The sequence below is a fragment of the Bacillus sp. B2-WWTP-C-10-Post-4 genome, from assembly GCF_009183805.1.
In the GTDB taxonomy this organism is placed as follows: domain Bacteria; phylum Bacillota; class Bacilli; order Bacillales; family Bacillaceae_G; genus Bacillus_A; species Bacillus_A cereus.
In genome coordinates, this window is the sequence record NZ_WEII01000031.1 from 1 (window position 1) to 18,635 (window position 18,635).

Here is an 18,635-nt window from a genome sequence, read left to right on the forward strand (position 1 = left end):
AGATTTCCCATAGCGTAAGCTAGTAAGATCCCTGAAAGATGATCAGGTTGATAGGTTCGAGGTGGAAGCATGGTGACATGTGGAGCTGACGAATACTAATAGATCGAGGACTTAACCATATAATATGAAGCAATGTTATCTAGTTTTGAAGGAATATGCCTTCATAGTTTGGTGATGATGGCAGAGAGGTCACACCCGTTCCCATACCGAACACGGAAGTTAAGCTCTCTAGCGCCGATGGTAGTTGGGACCTTGTCCCTGTGAGAGTAGGACGTCGCCAAGCAACTAAAAACACAAGTCATTTGACTTGTGTTTTTTTGTATTGTTAAAAAGAATGGGAAAGAAGTAATGGTAATACAAACACGTTGCCCAAGAGTTAATCATATTATATAAAAGATGGGTGTATATTTTTCTGTAAATTGTTAAGGATTAGAAGTATAAAATAGGTTCACTTAAATAGGGAGGGAAGGTTATGAAATTACAAAGTGAAGTTTGTATTGTTTGTGAGACGAAAAGAAAAGAAGGTATATATGTTTATAATAATTTAATATGCTATGAATGTGAAAAGGATATGGTGAATACAGAGACAGATGATCCGAAATATATACATTATTTAAAGCAGCTTCGAAAATTAGAAGTATCATATTTTTAAATAGGCATATGCCTATTATTTTTTTTGTTCTGTATAATAGATAGAGAATGAATAATAAGGAAGAGATGTAGATGAATCAAAATCGTATGCCTTTATATGAGGCGTTAATAGAGTTTAAAGAAAGAGGGCCGTTATCTTTTCATGTTCCAGGTCATAAGAATGGTTTAAACTTCCCTCAGGAGGCAATAAGAGAGTTTAAAGATATTCTATCTATTGATGTAACTGAGTTAGCAGGACTAGATGATTTGCATAGTCCGTTTGAATGTATAGATGAGGCACAACAATTATTGGCTGAAGTTTATAATACAAAGAGGAGCTATTTTTTAATTAATGGTTCAACAGTCGGGAACTTAGCAATGATTTTGTCTTGTTGCGGGGAACATGATATTGTTCTTGTACAAAGAAATTGCCATAAATCAATTATTAATGCTTTAAAACTTGCGGGAGCAAATCCCATTTTTTTAGATCCATGGATTGATGAAGCTTATAACGTACCGGTGGGAGTTCGTAACGAAATTATTAAGAAAGCAATTGAAAAGTATCCAAATGCGAAAGCGCTCATTTTAACGCATCCTAATTATTATGGTATGGGGATGGATCTAGAGGCAAGCATCGCTTTTGCACATGCACATAAAATACCTGTTTTGGTAGATGAGGCACATGGGGCACATCTGTGCTTGGGAGAACCATTCCCGAAGTCAGCATTAACATATGGTGCAGATATTGTAGTTCATTCTGCACATAAAACATTACCCGCAATGACAATGGGTTCCTATTTACATATAAATAGTCACTTAGTAGACGAAGAGAAGGTTACTACTTATTTAAGTATGCTACAATCTAGTAGTCCATCGTATCCAATTATGGCTTCCTTGGATATAGCACGCTTTACAATGGCGCGTATAAAAGAAGAAGGTCACAGTGAAATTGTTGAGTTCTTACGAAAATTTAAGGAACAATTACGTTCTATTCCTCAAATCGCCATTTTAGAATATCCGTTGCAAGATGAGTTAAAGGTCACCGTACAAACTCGTTGTCAGTTATCAGGGTACGAATTACAGTCTGTATTTGAAAAGGTCGGTATATATACAGAGATGGCTGATCCGTACAATGTCCTATTTATTTTACCCTTACAAGTAAATGGGGGATATATGAAGGTTATAGAGATGATCCGAGTAGCATTGCAACATTATGAGGTGAAAGACAAGAGGGAATCTATTCGTTATACTTATAAAGGTGAATTCTCTCTTTTACCGTATACGTATAAACAACTAGATGGATATGAAACAAAGATAGTATCTATAGAAGATGCTGTTGGAATGATAGCGGCGGAAATGGTGATTCCGTATCCACCTGGAATTCCATTGATTATGTATGGAGAGAGAATTACTTCAGAGCATAAAGAGCAAATTATGTATTTAGAGAGAGCAGGGGCTCGTTTTCAATGTAATACGAAATATATGAAAGTGTATGATATAGAAAGTAGGTTTTAGGATGAAGGGATTATTTGTAACAATTGAGGGCCCAGAAGGTTCAGGTAAAACAACGTTAATTAAAAGCTTATTGCCATATTTTGAAAAAAAAGCACAAAAGGTAATGGCGACAAGAGAACCAGGCGGTATTGCAATTTCTGAGGACATTAGGACGATTTTACATAAACAAGAATATACGATGATGGAAGCACGTACAGAAGCGCTTCTTTATGCTGCTGCGCGCAGACAACATTTAGTAGAAAAAGTTATGCCAGCACTTAATGAGAACTACCTCGTGTTATGTGATCGTTTTATAGATAGCTCTTTAGCATACCAAGGCTATGCAAGAGGATTGGGTATGGATAAGGTATTTGAAATAAATCGTTTCGCAACAGAGGACTGTATGCCTAGTTTAACAATTTATCTAGACATTGAGCCTGAGGTTGGTTTGGCTCGGATTGAAAAAGATGCAGGACGTGAAGTAAATCGACTAGATATGGAAGATATCTCTTTCCATAAACGTGTGCGCGAAGGGTATTTACAAGTTGTAGAACGTTTCTCGGATCGTATTGTATTGGTAAATGCTGATCAGCCGATGGAAAAACTTATAGAAGAAGTTGTTCAGATTATAGAAGATAAATTGTTATAATAGAAGGAAAGAATGAAATAAGTGAGGTATGCATTATGACGAAGACGTGGGAGCAGCTTTCTGCTATACAACCCATCGGTGTAAAAATGTTGATGAATAGCATTGCAAAAGAGCGTATATCCCACGCTTACTTGTTAGAGGGAGGGAAAGGGACAGGAAAGTTTGCGACAGCAATTCAAATGGCAAAGAGTTTCCTCTGTTCTGAGCGAAATGGGGTAGAGCCCTGCCATGTATGTACAAACTGTAAGCGAATTGATTCAGGTAACCACCCTAACTTACATATTGTAAAACCAGACGGATTATCTATTAAAAAGCAGCAAATTCATGATTTACAAGAAGAGTTTTCAAAAACAGGATTAGAGGCAAATAAAAAATTATATATTATTGAGCACGCAGATCGTATGACAGCAAATGCGGCAAATACACTTTTGAAATTTTTAGAAGAACCAAGTAGTGATACAACTGCTATTTTACTTACTGAACAAAGTCATCAAATTTTAAATACGATTTTATCTCGTTGCCAAGTTGTTACGTTTAGACCGTTACCTACGGAATCTTTAATTAGAAGATTACAGGATGAAGGGATTACAGCATCTTTATCGACACTTGCTGCTCAACTTACAAATAGTTTTGATGAAGCTTTAGCTTTATGTAGTGATGAATGGTTTGCACAAGCACGAGCTTTAGTGATAAAATTATGTGAAGCGCTCGAAAAAGATAAAACCTCTATTTTTTTTGTACAAGAAAAATGGGGAAAACACTTTGGAGAGAAAGAACAATTACAGCAAGGTTTAGATATGTTACTCCTTATTTATAAGGATTTATTATATGTTCAACTTGGAGAAGAAGATCGTCTTGTTTTTCATGATCAGAAAGAGATGTTTGAATCGTTTTCCTATGCTCAGAAGCGCATTGTATCAGCTCTCTTTAATATATTAGAGGCAAAAAATAGAATCAACGCTAATGTAAATGCGCAGCTTGTGTTCGAACAGTTAGTGTTGCGGTTGCAGGAGGGATGACCGTTTTGTATGATGTAGTAGGTGTTCGCTTTAAGAAGGCCGGAAAGGTATATTACTTTGATCCAAATCAGTTCGATATCTCTGAAAATGAGTTTGTCATTGTAGAAACGGTAAGAGGTATTGAATACGGAAAAGTAGTTATTACCAAAAAACAAGTTGATGAAAACGACGTTGTATTACCGCTAAAAAAGGTTATTCGTATTGCAAATGAAAATGATCGTACCATTGTTGAAGAGAACAAACATGCTGCCAAAGAAGCATATCAAGTCTGTCAACAAAAGGTAGTAGAGCATAATCTTGATATGAAACTTGTAGATGTAGAGTATACATTCGATCGTAATAAGATTATTTTCTATTTTACTGCGGATGGTCGGATCGATTTCCGCGAACTAGTGAAGGACTTAGCCGCAATTTTTAGAACAAGAATTGAACTAAGACAAATTGGTGTTCGTGATGAAGCGAAGATGCTAGGTGGTATTGGTCCATGTGGTCGTATGCTTTGTTGTTCTACTTTTTTAGGGGATTTTGAACCTGTATCCATTAAAATGGCAAAGGATCAAAATTTATCATTAAATCCTGCAAAAATCTCTGGTTTATGTGGTCGCTTAATGTGTTGCTTAAAATATGAGAATGATGAATATGAGGCAGCAAAGGAACAACTTCCTGATTTAGATCAACGTATACAAACCCCGCATGGTACTGGCCGTGTTATCGGATTAAATATTTTAGAAAGATTAATTCAAGTGGAACTAGTAGACAAGGAACGGATAGTAGAATATACGTTAGATGAGTTAGTGAATAAAGGGGTCGTTTCGAGTCAAACCACAGATTAATGAGGTGGGTGCTTGTGGAGAAAAAAGATATTTTTGAATCGGTTTCTAGTATGGAAGAGCAAATTGGACATTTATATAAACAGTTGGGAGAGTTAAAACAGCATCTTGCAGAGTTGTTGGAAGAAAACCAGCATATAAAAATGGAAAATAACAATTTGCGACACCGTTTTGAAGAAGTGCAGAATAAAGAAAAACAAAAAACTCAAAAACGTAAAGAAGTGAAGCCGAAAACAGATATTGGTGAAGGCTATGACAATTTAGCGAGACTGTATCAAGAAGGTTTTCATATTTGCAATCTACATTATGGAAGTGTACGTAAAGAGGGAGATTGTTTATTCTGTCTGTCATTCTTAAATAAAAAGTGAAATTACCTTTCCAATTATAATTGGAAAGGTAATTTTTTATACATGAAATAGGGTAGGTTAAGGGTAAGAAAAGGAGCAGTATATGAATTTATATGAAGATGAACGTTTAGATTACTTATTAGCACAAGACATGAAGATTATACAAAGCCCATCAGTATTTAATTTTTCTTTAGATGCCGTTTTACTTGCAGATTTTGCATGGGTACCAATTCAAAAGGGGAATTTACTTGATTTGTGTACAGGTAACGCGGTTGTTCCCCTTCTATTAAGTACAAGAACAAAAGGAAATATTACTGGGGTGGAAATTCAAGAACGCTTATATGATATGGGAGTAAGAAGTGTTCAATACAATGGGTTGGAGGAAAGAATTCACCTCATACATGGAGATTTGAAAGATATGCCAGAGAAACTTGGGCGTCATCAATATGATGTTGTTACATGTAATCCACCATATTTTCAAACACCTCAAACTTCAGAGAAAAATATGAATGAACATTTAGCGATAGCTCGTCATGAAATTATGTGTACATTAGAAGATGTTGTATCTGCAAGTAGTCAGTTAGTAAAACAAGGTGGGAAAGTAGCGTTTGTACATCGTCCAGGGCGATTACTAGACATTGTCACATTAATGCGTAAATATAAAATTGAACCAAAGCGTGTGCAATTTGTTTATCCTAAGGTTGGAAAAGAAGCAAATACGTTGTTAATTGAAGGAATTAAGGATGGAAATGCAGATTTGAAAATTTTACCGCCTCTCGTTGTATATGAGAACAATAACGAATATACAAAGGAGCTACGTTCGATTTTATATGGAGAAGAATAAGCACTTTTTTTATGTGGTAGAGTGCTCTGATGGAAGTTATTATGCTGGATATACAAACCATATAGAAAAGAGAATTCAGACTCATAATAGCGGCAAAGGGGCTAAGTATACACGCGTCAGGCTTCCTGTTGTTTTAAAATATGTAGAGACCCACGATGATAAGCGTACAGCTATGCAAGCGGAGTATTACTTTAAGCAATTAACGAGAAAACAAAAAGAGGCATATATGCAAAAAGGAGAACGTTATGTGGCAACAAAAAAGCTTTCAACAAAATGAAAAGGGAGTTTTATATTTAGTACCAACTCCTATTGGAAATCTAGAAGATATGACATTTCGTGCAATCCGAATTTTAAAAGAAGTTGATTTAATTGCTGCTGAAGATACGAGACAAACGAAAAAACTTTGTAATTATTTTGAAATTGAAACACCTGTTACGAGTTATCATGAGCACAATAAAGAAGTAAGTGGGAAGAAACTATTAGAGAAATTAGAGGATGGAAAGAATGTAGCACTTGTTAGCGACGCTGGTATGCCGTGTATTTCTGATCCAGGTTACGATATTGTCGTTGAGGCAGTAGCTGAGCAATATCATGTAATTCCGCTTCCAGGAGCAAATGCAGCCCTTACAGCATTAATTGCATCCGGTCTTGAAACAAAGCAATTTTATTTCTATGGTTTCTTGCAGAGAAACAAAAAGGAACGAAAGATGGAGTTAGAAAAGCTTCGTTATGTACAAACTACAATGATGTTTTATGAAGCGCCTCATCGTTTAGACGATACTTTAATTTCGATGCAGGAAGTGTTGGGAAATAGAGAGATTGTATTATGTCGAGAGTTAACTAAAAAATTTGAGGAATTTATTCGAGGGACAATCGAAGAAGCAATTGAGTGGACGAAGCAAAATGAAGTACGTGGTGAGTTTTGTATTTTAGTAGCTGGTTCAACAGAAGAACCTGCTCCAGAAGAACAATGGTGGGAATCTCTTTCGGTATATGATCATATTGAATATTATATAAATGAAAAAAGTATGAATTCAAAAGAAGCGATTAAAACAGTCGCTAAAGATCGAGATTTGTCGAAAAGAGATGTATATCAAATCTATCATGTCGATAAAAAATAAGCTTCTCATAATTGAGAAGCTTATTTTGCTGTTTCGATATAATCTTGAAGTTCGTTTAAGATTTGCTCAGCGCCTTCTTTGCTTAAGATGATTTTACCTTCAGCTAAAGAAAGGTTACCGTCAGATACTTCACCAGTTACTTGGCAAGTCATGTTTGGTTTATATTTCTTTAAAATGATTTTTTCGTCATCAACATAGATTTCAAGAGCGTCCTTTTCTGCAATACCTAAAGTACGGCGTAATTCGATTGGAATTACTACACGACCTAATTCATCAACTTTACGAACAATACCAGTAGATTTCATAATTTTTTTCCTCCTAAATAAATAGTTTATAAGTTTCGAGTCTATTTTTAGATTCGTCATTTTTCGACAAAATACCCTATGGACATATGATACCAATCATTTACATTTCCGTCAATTCTTAAATTCTATATTTTTTAAAAAGATTTATAGATTTCTTATTTCTTATATATAATAGATTGAGAGGAAATTCCACAATTATTTACATTATTTTCTGAAAAAATAATAAATTAAAAGTGGAGATTGTATATTTTTGTGAAATATGAGCAATAGATGATAAAGATATCGAGCATTAAGACCTAAATTTAAAATTAGGTTGGCGTAAAGAAGATAAGTTAGATTTGGGCTGCTCGTAAAGCCCAATTAATGTGGGCTAATAATTAGTGGGGAGGAACAAAAACCCTACTGATTAAAGTTTCACTTTATATATGAGTTTTTGATATACTGTTTATAAATACATATGAGGTTATTCGGGAGGTCCAAAACAATGACAGAGGAAAATAAGTCCTTTTATATTACTACCCCAATTTATTATCCAAGTGGAAAATTACACATTGGACATGCTTATACGACAGTAGCAGGAGATGCGATGGCACGATATAAGCGTATGCAAGGTTATAATGTGCATTATTTAACAGGAACTGATGAGCATGGACAGAAGATCCAAAAGAAAGCAGAAGAGTTAAATATTACGCCACAGGCATATGTTGATAACATTGTTGCAGGAATTAAAGAGCTTTGGGAGAAGATGGATATTTCTTATGATGATTTTATTCGTACAACTGAAGATCGTCATAAAGATGTTGTCGAAAAAATCTTTAAGCAATTAGTAGATCAAGGTGACATTTATCTTGATGAATATGAAGGTTGGTATTCTGTACAAGATGAGACGTTCTATACAGAGCATCAATTAGTAGATCCAATTATGGAAGGCGACAAAGTAGTTGGAGGAAAAAGCCCAGATAGTGGTCATGATGTAGAACTTGTTCGTGAAGAATCTTATTTCTTTAGAATGGGTAAATATGTCGACAGACTATTAAAGTTCTATGAAGATAATCCACATTTCATTCAGCCGGAGTCTCGTAAAAATGAAATGATTAATAATTTTATTAAACCAGGATTAGAAGATTTAGCGGTTTCTCGTACTTCATTTGACTGGGGAGTTCGTGTTCCTGGTAACCCAAAACATGTTATTTACGTATGGGTTGACGCATTATCTAACTATATTACGGCGTTAGGTTATGGAACAGCAAATGAAGAGAAATATAAAAAATTCTGGCCTGCAGATGTGCATTTAGTTGGGAAAGAAATTGTTCGTTTCCATACAATTTATTGGCCGATAATTTTAATGGCATTAGATTTACCTCTTCCGAAGAAAGTCTTTGCTCATGGCTGGATTTTAATGAAGGATGGAAAGATGAGTAAGTCAAAAGGAAACGTAGTAGATCCAGTTACATTAATCGATCGTTACGGATTAGATGCATTACGTTATTATCTACTTCGTGAAGTTCCATTTGGATCTGATGGTGTATTCACACCAGAAGGATTTGTGGAGCGTATTAATTTCGACTTAGCAAATGACTTAGGTAATTTATTAAATCGTACAGTAGCTATGATTGATAAGTATTTTAACGGAGAAATCCCTGCATTTAAAGAAAATGTGACGGAATTTGATGAAACGTTAGTAGCGTTTGCACAAGATACTTTGAAAAAAGTAGAAGAAGCAATGGAGAATATGGAGTTCTCTGTAGCGTTAGGATCTATTTGGCAACTAGTTAGTCGTACGAATAAATATATTGATGAAACACAACCATGGGTATTAGCAAAAGATGAGAATGATCGTGAAAAGTTAGCTTCTGTAATGGCTCATTTAGCAGAAGTACTTCGTCAAACAGGTATTATGCTTATGCCATTCTTAACAGTAGCACCAAGCAAGATGTTTGCTCAACTTGGCCTTACTGATGAAGCTCATAAATCTTGGGAAAGTCTATCTACAATTGGCTGCATTCCAGCTGGAACAAAAGTAGAAAAAGGAAACCCAATTTTCCCTCGTTTAGAAATGGAAGTGGAAGTAGAGTACATTAAAGAACAAATGAAAAGCTCTGCTCCTAAAGTAGAAGAGAAAAAAGAAGAAGAACCGAAGGCAGAAGAAATTACAATTGATGATTTCTTTAAAGTAGAATTACGCGTAGCTGAAGTACTATCTGCTGAACCTGTGAAAAAAGCAGACAAGTTGTTAAAAATTCAACTAGACTTAGGCACAGAAAAGCGTCAAGTTGTTTCTGGAATTGCAAAATTCTATTCGCCGGAAGACTTAAAAGGTAAAAAGGTTATTTGTGTAACAAACTTAAAACCTGTAAAATTACGTGGTGAATTATCGCAAGGTATGATTTTAGCGGGTGAAGAGAATGGCGTATTGTCATTAGCATCAATTGACCAAAATCTACCAAATGGTACAAAAATCAAGTAATTAAGACAAGAAAAGAGATGTTTCACGTGTAACATGTGTGAAGCGTCTTTTTTCTTTTTACACTCTCTATTTTGCATTAAGATTGTAGTATTGTTATCGTTAAGTTATTAAAGAACTTATTTTTGTAGAATAAACTTGATTTCAATATAAAAGGAGTTATGTATTATGTTGTTTGATACACATTCACATTTGAATGCAGAGCAATTCGAAGAAGATTTGCAAGAGGTTATTGCCCGAATGAAAGAAGCGGGAGTTACTTATACAGTTGTTGTTGGTTTTGATGAAGTAACAATAAAAAAGGCGATGGAATTAGCTGAAGCCTATGATTTTATTTACGCTGCGGTTGGCTGGCATCCAGTTGATGCAATCGACATGACAGAAGAACATTTAGCTTGGTTAGAAGAACTTGCTTCTCATCCTAAAGTCGTTGCACTTGGAGAAATGGGCTTAGATTATCACTGGGATAAGTCTCCAAAAGAAATACAGAAAGAAGTATTTCGTAAACAAATTGCATTAGCGAAAAAAGTAAATTTGCCGATTATTATACATAACCGCGATGCAACTCAAGATATTGTCGATATTCTAGAAGAAGAGAATGCAGCTGAAGTAGGAGGCATTATGCATTGCTTTAGCGGTAGCGTAGAAGTAGCAGAGCGATGTGTTGATATGAACTTTTTAATTTCGTTAGGTGGACCAGTTACATTTAAAAACGCTAAGAAACCGAAAGAAGTTGCTACGGAGATTCCATTAGAGAAATTGTTAATAGAGACGGATTGTCCCTATTTAACGCCGCATCCATTTCGCGGGAAACGAAATGAACCGAGTTATGTAAAACTCGTAGCAGAAGAAATTGCGAATTTAAAAGGAATTTCTTATGAGGAAGTAGCAAAAATGACAACTAAAAATGCAAAAGTTTTATTTGGAGTTGAATAAAAAGAACGGGTGAAACCTGTTCTTTTTTATTTTGAGAAAAACTAGTAGAAGTAATCAAGAAAATAAATGTGAATGATGAAGTGTTACAATAAGGACAGAGAACAAAGATTTTTCTATTCTATTTTTTAAAATATAAGAATGGGGAAAATAATAATGGAAAAGTCGTCATTTTTTTGTTTTACTAAGTAGAGACGAAATGAGTGTGGAGGCAAGCATGAAAATAAAAGAGATTATCGTTGTAGAAGGTAAAGATGATACAGTTGCGATTAAGCGTGCTGTTGATGCGGATACAATTGAAACGAACGGTTCAGCAATCGGTGATCATGTTATTGAGCAAGTTAAATTAGCGCAGCAAAAAAGGGGCGTTATTATTTTCACAGATCCGGATTATCCTGGAGAGCGTATTCGAAAAATTATTTCTGACAAGGTTCCTGGCTGTAAGCATGCTTTTTTACCGAAGGAAGAAGCGCTTGCTAAAAGGAAAAAGGGTGTTGGGATTGAACATGCTTCTAATGAGTCGATTCGCCGTGCTCTAGAGAATATACATGAAGAAATGGAAGCTTACACAAGTGAAATTAGTTGGAGTGATTTAGTCGATGCAGGCTTAGTGGGCGGAGAAATGGCAAAGAGCCGCAGAGAAAGAATGGGTAAGCTATTAAAGATTGGTTATACAAATGCAAAACAGTTACATAAACGATTACAGATGTTTCAAGTTTCAAAGGAATCATTTGCAGAAGCTTATAAGCAAGTAATACAGGAGGAAAAAAAATGAAGGATATCGCAACGCCAAATCGTACAAAAGACATTGTTGAAAAGTATGGATTTTCATTCAAAAAAAGTTTAGGACAAAACTTTTTAATTGATACAAATGTATTAAATCGTATTGTCGATCATGCAGAAATTGGTTCAGAAAGTGGTGCAATTGAAATTGGACCAGGTATTGGAGCATTAACAGAGCAATTAGCGAAGCGTGCTAAAAAAGTAGTGGCTTTTGAAATTGATCAAAGACTATTACCAATTTTAGATGAGACGTTAGCGCCATATGGTAATGTTACAGTTATTAATAAAGATGTACTAAAAGCAGATGTACATGAAGTATTTAATGAGCAATTTGAAGAAGGGCAAGATGTAATGGTAGTAGCTAACTTACCGTACTATATTACAACGCCAATTTTATTTAAATTGCTTGAAGAAAAGTTACCAGTTCGTGGATTTGTTGTTATGATGCAAAAAGAAGTTGGAGATCGTTTAGCTGCTAAACCTGGAACGAAAGAGTATGGTTCTTTATCGATTGCCATTCAGTACTATACAGAGGTTGAAACAGTTATGACTGTACCGCGTACAGTGTTTGTACCACAGCCAAACGTTGATTCTGCAATTATCCGCCTTCTAAAGCGTCCTAAACCGGTTGTAGAGGTGACAGATGAAACGTTTTTCTTTGAAGTAGTACGAGCAAGTTTCGCACAGCGCCGTAAAACTTTAATGAATAATTTATCAAATAATTTAAATGGTTTCCCGAAAGATAAGGAGTTATTGGATCGAATTTTAACAGAAGTAGGAATTGATCCAAAGCGAAGAGGCGAAACGCTATCTATTGAAGAGTTTGCAACATTAAGTAATGCATTAGTTCTTCATAAATTATCATAAGAATATGAAAGGGACAGTTCAAGTTGAACTGTCCCTTTTGTCACCTTTCTCTCTCTAAATTCATACTTTAAAAACAGGTAAGATGGCCTAATGAGTTTGGAGGTAGGAGAATGGTTTTACATGTTGGAGAATTAGTGGAACGATATTCTCATAAGAGGGATATTCTTTTTCGTATTATAGAAATAAAAGGCGAGATAGCTATATTGTTTGGAGAGGAAATTAGACTGGTGGCGGATGCGCCACTTGAAGATTTAATTAGTATAGATCAAAGAGAACATAAAAAAAGGGTGAAGCGTGAGAAAGAAACAATGGAGCGCACGTATCGTTTGTTTCAACAAGATTATGTACTGATGAAACAAAGGCATGAACATACTTCAACTGGTGGATACACAAGTGAGGTAAATTATTTTCAAATGCCGGGACGTGTATTGCATATAGATGGAGACCCTTTATATTTGCGCAAGTGCTTAGATTTATATAATAAAATTGGCGTTCCTGTTCAAGGTATTCATTGTAAAGAAACGGAGATGCATGAAAAAGTAGTAGACTTAATAGATCACTTTCGCCCAGACATTCTCGTTATTACAGGGCATGATGCATATACAAAATCAAAAGGAGTGAAGGGAGATTTAGCGGCATATAGGCATTCAAGGCATTTTGTACAGGCTGTTCGTGAAGTGCGAAAAAAATATCCATCATTGGATCAACTTGTTATTTTTGCTGGGGCATGTCAATCACATTTTGAGGCACTAATTCGTGCAGGGGCCAATTTCGCTAGTTCACCATCTAGAATTAATATTCATGCACTAGATCCTGTATATGTAGTTGGTAAAATTAGTTTTACTTCATTTATGGAGAGAGTCAATGTATGGGATGTCGTACGTAATACAATTACTGGTGAAAAGGGACTAGGTGGAATTGAAACGAGAGGGATTTTACGAACGGGATTACCTTTTCAACATTACGAAGAGTAAGCAGGGTACATATGTATCTTGCTTTTTTGTATGGAAGGATTTAAATGAATTTGGATAAAAAGAGGTAAGAACGTAAAGACTACGTAATGATACTTTTACAATATAGTATTTCTTCTATCTATTCAAACGCAGGATGATATTAGCTGTGAATCGCGGTTAATAATTAGGATAGATATTATCGTGCTTTAAGTGTTCAATCTAAATTACAGCGAGGTGTAGCGAAGTATATGTCAAAACGTTTAGATGAAATTAAAAGCGAATTAGATCACCATCTTGGACAGCGACTTATGTTAAAAGCAAATAGTGGAAGAAGAAAAACTGTGGAGCAATCAGGTGTACTAGCAGAAACATACCGTTCCGTTTTTGTTGTACAATTGGATCAACAAGAAGATGCGTTGCAACGTGTATCTTATAGTTATGCAGATGTTTTAACAGAGACAGTAGAGTTAACATTTTATGGAGACCCTCATAATGAGGTCATTTTATAATCCATATATCATTACATATATTCCCATAAATGAAAAGCTATATTATTTTGCATACTAACTATACCGTAGCAAAATAAGGAGGGACTCTGCATTGAGTAGACGAAGAGGTGTCATGTCAAACCAATTTAAAGAAGAGCTAGCAAAAGAGCTTGGCTTTTATGATGTTGTTCAGAAAGAAGGATGGGGCGGAATTCGTGCGAAAGATGCTGGTAACATGGTGAAACGTGCTATAGAAATTGCAGAACAGCAATTAATGAAACGAAACCAGTAGTTGTAAGATACTTTCTATGCTACGGTAGCCGAGGAGACATTCCTCGGCTTTTTGTACTCTAAAAGGTGCCATCATTTTACATAAGTAGTTTCATTCTGAATGCTTTTCGTTATAATTAGGGAAGTGTCATCGTCTTACTATAAATTTATGGTAAAATAAACGATAAAAGATTGAGTACATAGAGTGGGTGAATAGATTGAAGCTACTAGTGAAAGCACCAGCAAAGATTAATCTGTCGTTAGATGTACTGGGAAAAAGACAAGACGGATATCATGAAGTGAAAATGATTATGACAACCATTGATTTAGCAGATCGTCTAGAACTAACGGAATTAGCAGAAGACCGTATTGAAATTTTATCCCATAATCGGTATGTCCCAGACGACCAACGAAATTTAGCTTATCAGGCAGCGAAATTATTAAAAGAGAAGTTTAATGTAAAAAAAGGTGTATCTATTACTATTGAAAAAACGATTCCAGTAGCAGCTGGATTAGCAGGTGGAAGTAGTGATGCAGCAGCGACATTACGTGGTCTTAATAAATTATGGAATTTAGGGCTTACAATTGATGAGTTAGCAGAGCTTGGTGCAGAAATTGGATCAGATGTATCGTTCTGTGTATACGGAGGCACAGCAATTGCCACTGGAAGAGGAGAGAAAATTGAACATATAAAGACTCCGCCTTCTTGTTGGGTTATTTTAGCGAAACCACATATAGGTGTATCTACTGCTGATGTGTATGGAAATTTAAAGTTAAATCGAGTTACACATCCAAATGTAGATAAAATGGTTGATGTCATAAATTCTGGTGATTATAAAGGAATTTGTGATACTGTTGGTAACGTTTTAGAAGATGTAACATTTGGAATGCATCCTGAAGTTGCCCGTATTAAATCACAGATGAAGCGATTTGGAGCGGATGCTGTATTAATGAGTGGAAGTGGTCCAACTGTATTTGGACTTGTACACCATGATTCACGAATGCATCGCATTTATAACGGATTAAAAGGATTTTGTGAACAAGTCTATGCGGTACGTTTATTAGGAGAGCGAGAAACGCTTGAATAAAGACGTATAATACGTTATGATTTGTTTAGAATATTCGTGATTTGAGGTGAGAGTATGAAAATTAGAAGAAGTACAAGATTAGTCGATATGACTTATTACTTGCTACAAAACCCTCGTCAGCTAGTATCTCTCACTTTTTTTGCTGAAAGGTATCAATCGGCTAAGTCTTCCATTAGTGAAGATTTAGTTATTATTAAGCAAACGTTTGAACAACAAGGGGTCGGCACATTGCAAACGATACCAGGAGCAGCAGGAGGAGTGAAATATATACCGTATATAAGTGAAGAAGAGGCAGATCTAATTATTGATGAGCTTTGTGGCTTATTTGAAAACCCAGATCGTATTTTGCCTGGCGGTTACTTATACATGACAGATTTATTGAGTAATCCTCGCCATATTAATGGCGCAGGTCGTTTGTTTGCTTCTGTTTTTGCTAGGCAACCAATTGATGCAGTTATGACGGTGGCAACGAAGGGGATTCCACTTGCTTATGCAGTGGCAAATTACTTAGATGTACCAGTTGTAATTGCAAGGAAAGATAATAAGGTAACAGAAGGTCCGACTGTTAGTATTAACTATGTGTCGGGTTCTTCTAAACGAATTCAAACAATGACGTTAGCAAAACGCAGTCTTCCAGAAGGGTCGAATGTTTTAATTATTGATGACTTCATGAAAGCTGGCGGAACAATTCAAGGTATGATGAGTATGCTAGAAGAATTCAAGGCTAATGTTGTTGGTATCGGTGTATTAGTAGAATCTACAGATATTGAAGAACGACTAATTAATAATTTTGTATCATTAATTCGTCTATCGGAAGTTGATGTGAAAGAAAAAACGATTCAAGTGGAAAAAGGGAATTATTCTCTTGCACCATTTGATGAAGGGCTTGTAGAGGCGGAATAAAAGATAGAGCAGATAGCTCTATCTTTTTTATTTTATTTATAGATTATAAAATAGATGGACAAACTGCCTTTCGTACACTATTTTTAAAGAGTAAAATAAATAATAAAAGGGTGAAAAGTATGAAAGTTGTTCAAACAAGCAAGGCACCACAAGCAATTGGACCTTATTCACAGGGGATTATTGTAAATAACATGTTCTATAGCTCAGGACAAATTCCATTGATGGCAAATGGGGAGCTTGTAACAGGAGATGTAACAGTACAAACAGAACAAGTATTTCAAAATTTACAAGCGGTATTAGAGGAAGCAGGTGCTTCATTTGATACAGTCGTAAAAACAACAGTATTTTTAAAGGACATGGATGATTTTAATGCTGTGAATGAAGTGTATAGCTCTTATTTCTCTACTCATAAACCAGCTCGATCTTGTGTGCAAGTAGCAAAATTACCGAAAGATGTTTCCGTTGAAATTGAAGTAATCGCCCTAGTTAAGTAACCTTTTGTAAGCGATAACCTCCACTAATCTCTATATTCAACTACTTTAAAAATTTTTATCTTAAAAATTTTTAAAAAATTAAAGGGAAAATAGAAAATTTGTGGAATTTATACAAATATATCGCTTATTTAGAAAAGGGTGGTGAACACAAGATGGAAGTGACTGACGTAAGATTACGCCGCGTAAACACAGAAGGCCGCATGAGAGCAATTGCCTCTATTACTCTAGACCATGAATTTGTTGTTCATGATATTCGTGTAATTGATGGTAATAATGGATTATTTGTAGCAATGCCAAGTAAACGTACTCCAGATGGAGAGTTCCGTGACATTGCACATCCAATTAATTCTGGTACACGCTCTAAAATTCAAGATGCGGTTTTAACAGAGTATCATCGTTTAGGCGAGTTAGAAGAGGTTGAGTTTGAAGAAGCAGGTGCTTCGTAAAATTCGAATGAAAAGGGCTTTTGACAAAAAGCCTTATAATTTTGTAGCAAACTCCTGTAAGCATTTACAGGGGTTTGTTTTTTTTGTTTTATATTTGGAAACTTCATAATTTATTAACATAAAAAGAAGAAACTACTAATTTTTTCAAAATCATTTTAAATAGTATAGCTTATTTCTTAAAAAAGATACTAAAGAGTAAAACATCTTATAAGAATTATGGTAAAATTTAATAGTTAAAATGTGTTTCTTGAAATATATGATGATTTAGGATAATATCTTTAATGGATAAATAGGTTGCGATGGAGGGTCTATATGTCAAACAGATTTGCAGTGATTCTAGCTGCAGGTAAAGGCACACGTATGAAGTCTAAGCTATACAAAGTGCTGCATCCTGTATGTGGAAAACCTATGGTACAACACGTAGTCGATCAAGTATCTCAATTAGGATTGCAGAAACTTGTAACGGTTGTTGGACATGGTGCTGAAATGGTACAAGAACAGCTAGGGAACGTAAGTGAATTTGCATTACAAGCAGAACAACTTGGTACAGCACATGCTGTAGATCAAGCTGCAAGTGTACTTGCAAATGAAGAAGGAACAACTTTAGTTATTTGTGGTGATACGCCTCTAATAACTGCTGAAACAATGGAAGCATTACTTCAGCAACATAAAGAAGCAGGAGCAATGGCGACGGTGCTAACAGCATACATAGAAGAGCCTGCTGGATATGGCCGTATTGTTCGTAATGAGAATGGTCATGTTGAAAAGATTGTTGAGCATAAAGATGCAAATGAGAAAGAATTAGCTATTAAAGAAATCAATACAGGTACGTATTGTTTTGATAATAAGGCTTTATTTGCTTCACTTTCTAAAGTTTCAAATGATAACGTGCAAGGTGAATATTACCTTCCAGATGTTATTGAGATTTTAAAAAATGAAGGTCATATCGTATCAGCTTATCAAACAGAGCAGTTCGATGAAACGTTAGGTGTTAACGACAGAGTCGCTCTATCGCAAGCGGAAATTATTATGAAAAACCGTATCAACCGAAAGAACATGGTAAATGGTGTTACAATTATTGATCCAAGTAACACTTATATTTCTGCTGATGCAATTATCGGTAGCGATACAGTTCTTCATCCAGGAACAATTATTGAGGGGAACACTGTAATTGGTTCTGATTGTGAAATTGGACCGCATACAGTAATTCGCGATAGTGAAATTGGAGATCGTACGACAATTCGACAATCTACTGTACATGATAGTAAGCTTGGTACAGAAGTATCGGTTGGTCCATTTGCACATATTCGCCCAGATTCAGTTATTGGAGACGAAGTACGCGTTGGAAACTTCGTGGAAATCAAAAAAACTGTCTTTGGTAATAGAAGTAAAGCTTCACACTTGAGTTATATCGGGGATGCACAAGTTGGAGAAGACGTGAATCTTGGTTGTGGTTCAATTACGGTGAACTATGACGGTAAGAATAAATTCAAAACTGTGATTGGTAATGGGGTATTTATTGGATGTAATTCAAACCTTGTTGCTCCAGTAACAGTTGAAGATGGTGCTTATGTGGCGGCAGGCTCTACAATTACAGAGAATGTTCCATCAAAAGCATTATCGGTAGCACGTGCACGTCAAGTTAACAAAGAAGACTATGTTGATCAATTGCTGAATAAGAAAAAATCATAATAATGTGGAGGGTTA

22 protein-coding genes and 2 rRNA genes are annotated in these 18,635 nt (G+C 35.5%); 23 read left to right on the forward strand and 1 reads right to left on the reverse strand.

Translation table 11 applies throughout. The features are described from left to right. From GBN78_RS14260 to rsmI, 11 genes are all read left to right on the forward strand, one after another. A 23S ribosomal RNA gene (locus GBN78_RS14260) occupies positions 1 to 119 on the forward strand; the annotation flags it as partial. A 48-nt stretch (positions 120 to 167) separates the two neighbouring features. Continuing rightward, a 5S ribosomal RNA gene (gene rrf / locus GBN78_RS14265) occupies positions 168 to 283 on the forward strand. A 189-nt stretch (positions 284 to 472) separates the two neighbouring features. Continuing rightward, entirely contained in the window at positions 473 to 652 is a 180-nt protein-coding gene (locus GBN78_RS14270; RefSeq protein WP_000776279.1) for a sigma factor G inhibitor Gin, read from the forward strand. 71 nt (positions 653 to 723) lie between these two features. After that, on the forward strand, positions 724 to 2,145 hold the full coding sequence (locus GBN78_RS14275) for an aminotransferase class I/II-fold pyridoxal phosphate-dependent enzyme (RefSeq protein WP_001075294.1): 1,422 nt from the start codon (positions 724 to 726) through the stop codon (positions 2,143 to 2,145). Position 2,146: 1 nt separating this feature from the next. After that, on the forward strand, positions 2,147 to 2,773 hold the full coding sequence (tmk, locus tag GBN78_RS14280) for a dTMP kinase (RefSeq protein ID WP_000677214.1): 627 nt from the start codon (positions 2,147 to 2,149) through the stop codon (positions 2,771 to 2,773). Positions 2,774 to 2,808: 35 nt separating this feature from the next. Continuing rightward, complete coding sequence (gene holB, locus GBN78_RS14285) at positions 2,809 to 3,792, forward strand: DNA polymerase III subunit delta' (protein WP_000169563.1); 984 nt, start codon at positions 2,809 to 2,811, stop codon at positions 3,790 to 3,792. Positions 3,793 to 3,797: 5 nt separating this feature from the next. Continuing rightward, positions 3,798 to 4,625: a PSP1 domain-containing protein gene (locus tag GBN78_RS14290; RefSeq protein ID WP_000272429.1), complete on the forward strand. Its 828-nt coding sequence runs from the start codon at positions 3,798 to 3,800 to the stop codon at positions 4,623 to 4,625. A 14-nt stretch (positions 4,626 to 4,639) separates the two neighbouring features. Further along, positions 4,640 to 4,990 carry a DNA replication initiation control protein YabA gene (gene yabA, locus GBN78_RS14295; RefSeq protein ID WP_000412063.1) on the forward strand — a complete coding sequence of 117 codons (351 nt, stop codon included), beginning with the start codon at positions 4,640 to 4,642 and terminating at the stop codon, positions 4,988 to 4,990. 82 nt (positions 4,991 to 5,072) lie between these two features. Next, positions 5,073 to 5,813 (forward strand): tRNA1(Val) (adenine(37)-N6)-methyltransferase, encoded by a 741-nt coding sequence (locus GBN78_RS14300; RefSeq protein WP_001055366.1) that lies wholly within the window; start codon positions 5,073 to 5,075, stop codon positions 5,811 to 5,813. Then, positions 5,800 to 6,090 (forward strand): GIY-YIG nuclease family protein, encoded by a 291-nt coding sequence (locus GBN78_RS14305; RefSeq protein ID WP_000414350.1) that lies wholly within the window; start codon positions 5,800 to 5,802, stop codon positions 6,088 to 6,090. The genes GBN78_RS14300 and GBN78_RS14305 overlap by 14 nt, the downstream gene beginning before the upstream one ends. Then, entirely contained in the window at positions 6,059 to 6,934 is an 876-nt protein-coding gene (rsmI, locus tag GBN78_RS14310; protein WP_000267821.1) for a 16S rRNA (cytidine(1402)-2'-O)-methyltransferase, read from the forward strand. Before GBN78_RS14305 ends, rsmI begins: the two co-directional genes overlap by 32 nt. A gap of 20 nt (positions 6,935 to 6,954) precedes the next feature. Here the strand turns inward: rsmI and GBN78_RS14315 are convergent, their stop codons facing one another. After that, positions 6,955 to 7,239, reverse strand: coding sequence for an AbrB/MazE/SpoVT family DNA-binding domain-containing protein (locus GBN78_RS14315; RefSeq protein WP_000843036.1), 285 nt, complete (start codon positions 7,237 to 7,239; stop codon positions 6,955 to 6,957). Between the two features lie 484 nt (positions 7,240 to 7,723). Here GBN78_RS14315 and metG point away from each other — a divergent pair, with 484 nt between their 5' ends. The 12 genes from metG to glmU all read left to right on the forward strand — a co-directional run bounded on the left by metG (position 7,724) and on the right by glmU (position 18,620). Further along, positions 7,724 to 9,706 carry a methionine--tRNA ligase gene (metG, locus tag GBN78_RS14320; RefSeq protein ID WP_000134135.1) on the forward strand — a complete coding sequence of 661 codons (1,983 nt, stop codon included), beginning with the start codon at positions 7,724 to 7,726 and terminating at the stop codon, positions 9,704 to 9,706. 165 nt (positions 9,707 to 9,871) lie between these two features. Next, positions 9,872 to 10,639: a TatD family hydrolase gene (locus tag GBN78_RS14325; protein WP_098299813.1), complete on the forward strand. Its 768-nt coding sequence runs from the start codon at positions 9,872 to 9,874 to the stop codon at positions 10,637 to 10,639. Positions 10,640 to 10,853: 214 nt separating this feature from the next. Further along, positions 10,854 to 11,411, forward strand: coding sequence for a ribonuclease M5 (gene rnmV, locus GBN78_RS14330; RefSeq protein WP_000692835.1), 558 nt, complete (start codon positions 10,854 to 10,856; stop codon positions 11,409 to 11,411). Further along, positions 11,408 to 12,286, forward strand: a complete 879-nt coding sequence (gene rsmA, locus GBN78_RS14335; RefSeq protein ID WP_000651548.1) for a 16S rRNA (adenine(1518)-N(6)/adenine(1519)-N(6))-dimethyltransferase RsmA — start codon at positions 11,408 to 11,410, stop codon at positions 12,284 to 12,286. Before rnmV ends, rsmA begins: the two co-directional genes overlap by 4 nt. Positions 12,287 to 12,396: 110 nt before the next feature. Beyond that, positions 12,397 to 13,260 carry a sporulation peptidase YabG gene (gene yabG / locus GBN78_RS14340; RefSeq protein ID WP_000242868.1) on the forward strand — a complete coding sequence of 288 codons (864 nt, stop codon included), beginning with the start codon at positions 12,397 to 12,399 and terminating at the stop codon, positions 13,258 to 13,260. A 227-nt stretch (positions 13,261 to 13,487) separates the two neighbouring features. Beyond that, on the forward strand, positions 13,488 to 13,748 hold the full coding sequence (gene veg / locus GBN78_RS14345) for a biofilm formation stimulator Veg (protein ID WP_000044347.1): 261 nt from the start codon (positions 13,488 to 13,490) through the stop codon (positions 13,746 to 13,748). 91 nt (positions 13,749 to 13,839) lie between these two features. Beyond that, positions 13,840 to 14,019: an acid-soluble spore protein SspF gene (sspF, locus tag GBN78_RS14350; RefSeq protein WP_002094215.1), complete on the forward strand. Its 180-nt coding sequence runs from the start codon at positions 13,840 to 13,842 to the stop codon at positions 14,017 to 14,019. Positions 14,020 to 14,215: 196 nt separating this feature from the next. Continuing rightward, on the forward strand, positions 14,216 to 15,085 hold the full coding sequence (gene ispE, locus GBN78_RS14355) for a 4-(cytidine 5'-diphospho)-2-C-methyl-D-erythritol kinase (RefSeq protein WP_000772104.1): 870 nt from the start codon (positions 14,216 to 14,218) through the stop codon (positions 15,083 to 15,085). A 54-nt stretch (positions 15,086 to 15,139) separates the two neighbouring features. Next, complete coding sequence (gene purR / locus GBN78_RS14360; RefSeq protein WP_000702466.1) at positions 15,140 to 15,988, forward strand: pur operon repressor; 849 nt, start codon at positions 15,140 to 15,142, stop codon at positions 15,986 to 15,988. Between the two features lie 119 nt (positions 15,989 to 16,107). Next, positions 16,108 to 16,482, forward strand: coding sequence for a RidA family protein (locus GBN78_RS14365; protein ID WP_000869811.1), 375 nt, complete (start codon positions 16,108 to 16,110; stop codon positions 16,480 to 16,482). A gap of 152 nt (positions 16,483 to 16,634) precedes the next feature. Then, positions 16,635 to 16,928 (forward strand): septation regulator SpoVG, encoded by a 294-nt coding sequence (gene spoVG / locus GBN78_RS14370; protein ID WP_000454041.1) that lies wholly within the window; start codon positions 16,635 to 16,637, stop codon positions 16,926 to 16,928. Positions 16,929 to 17,240: 312 nt separating this feature from the next. Continuing rightward, entirely contained in the window at positions 17,241 to 18,620 is a 1,380-nt protein-coding gene (gene glmU / locus GBN78_RS14375; protein WP_000071039.1) for a bifunctional UDP-N-acetylglucosamine diphosphorylase/glucosamine-1-phosphate N-acetyltransferase GlmU, read from the forward strand. Positions 18,621 to 18,635: the final 15 nt, after the last annotated feature.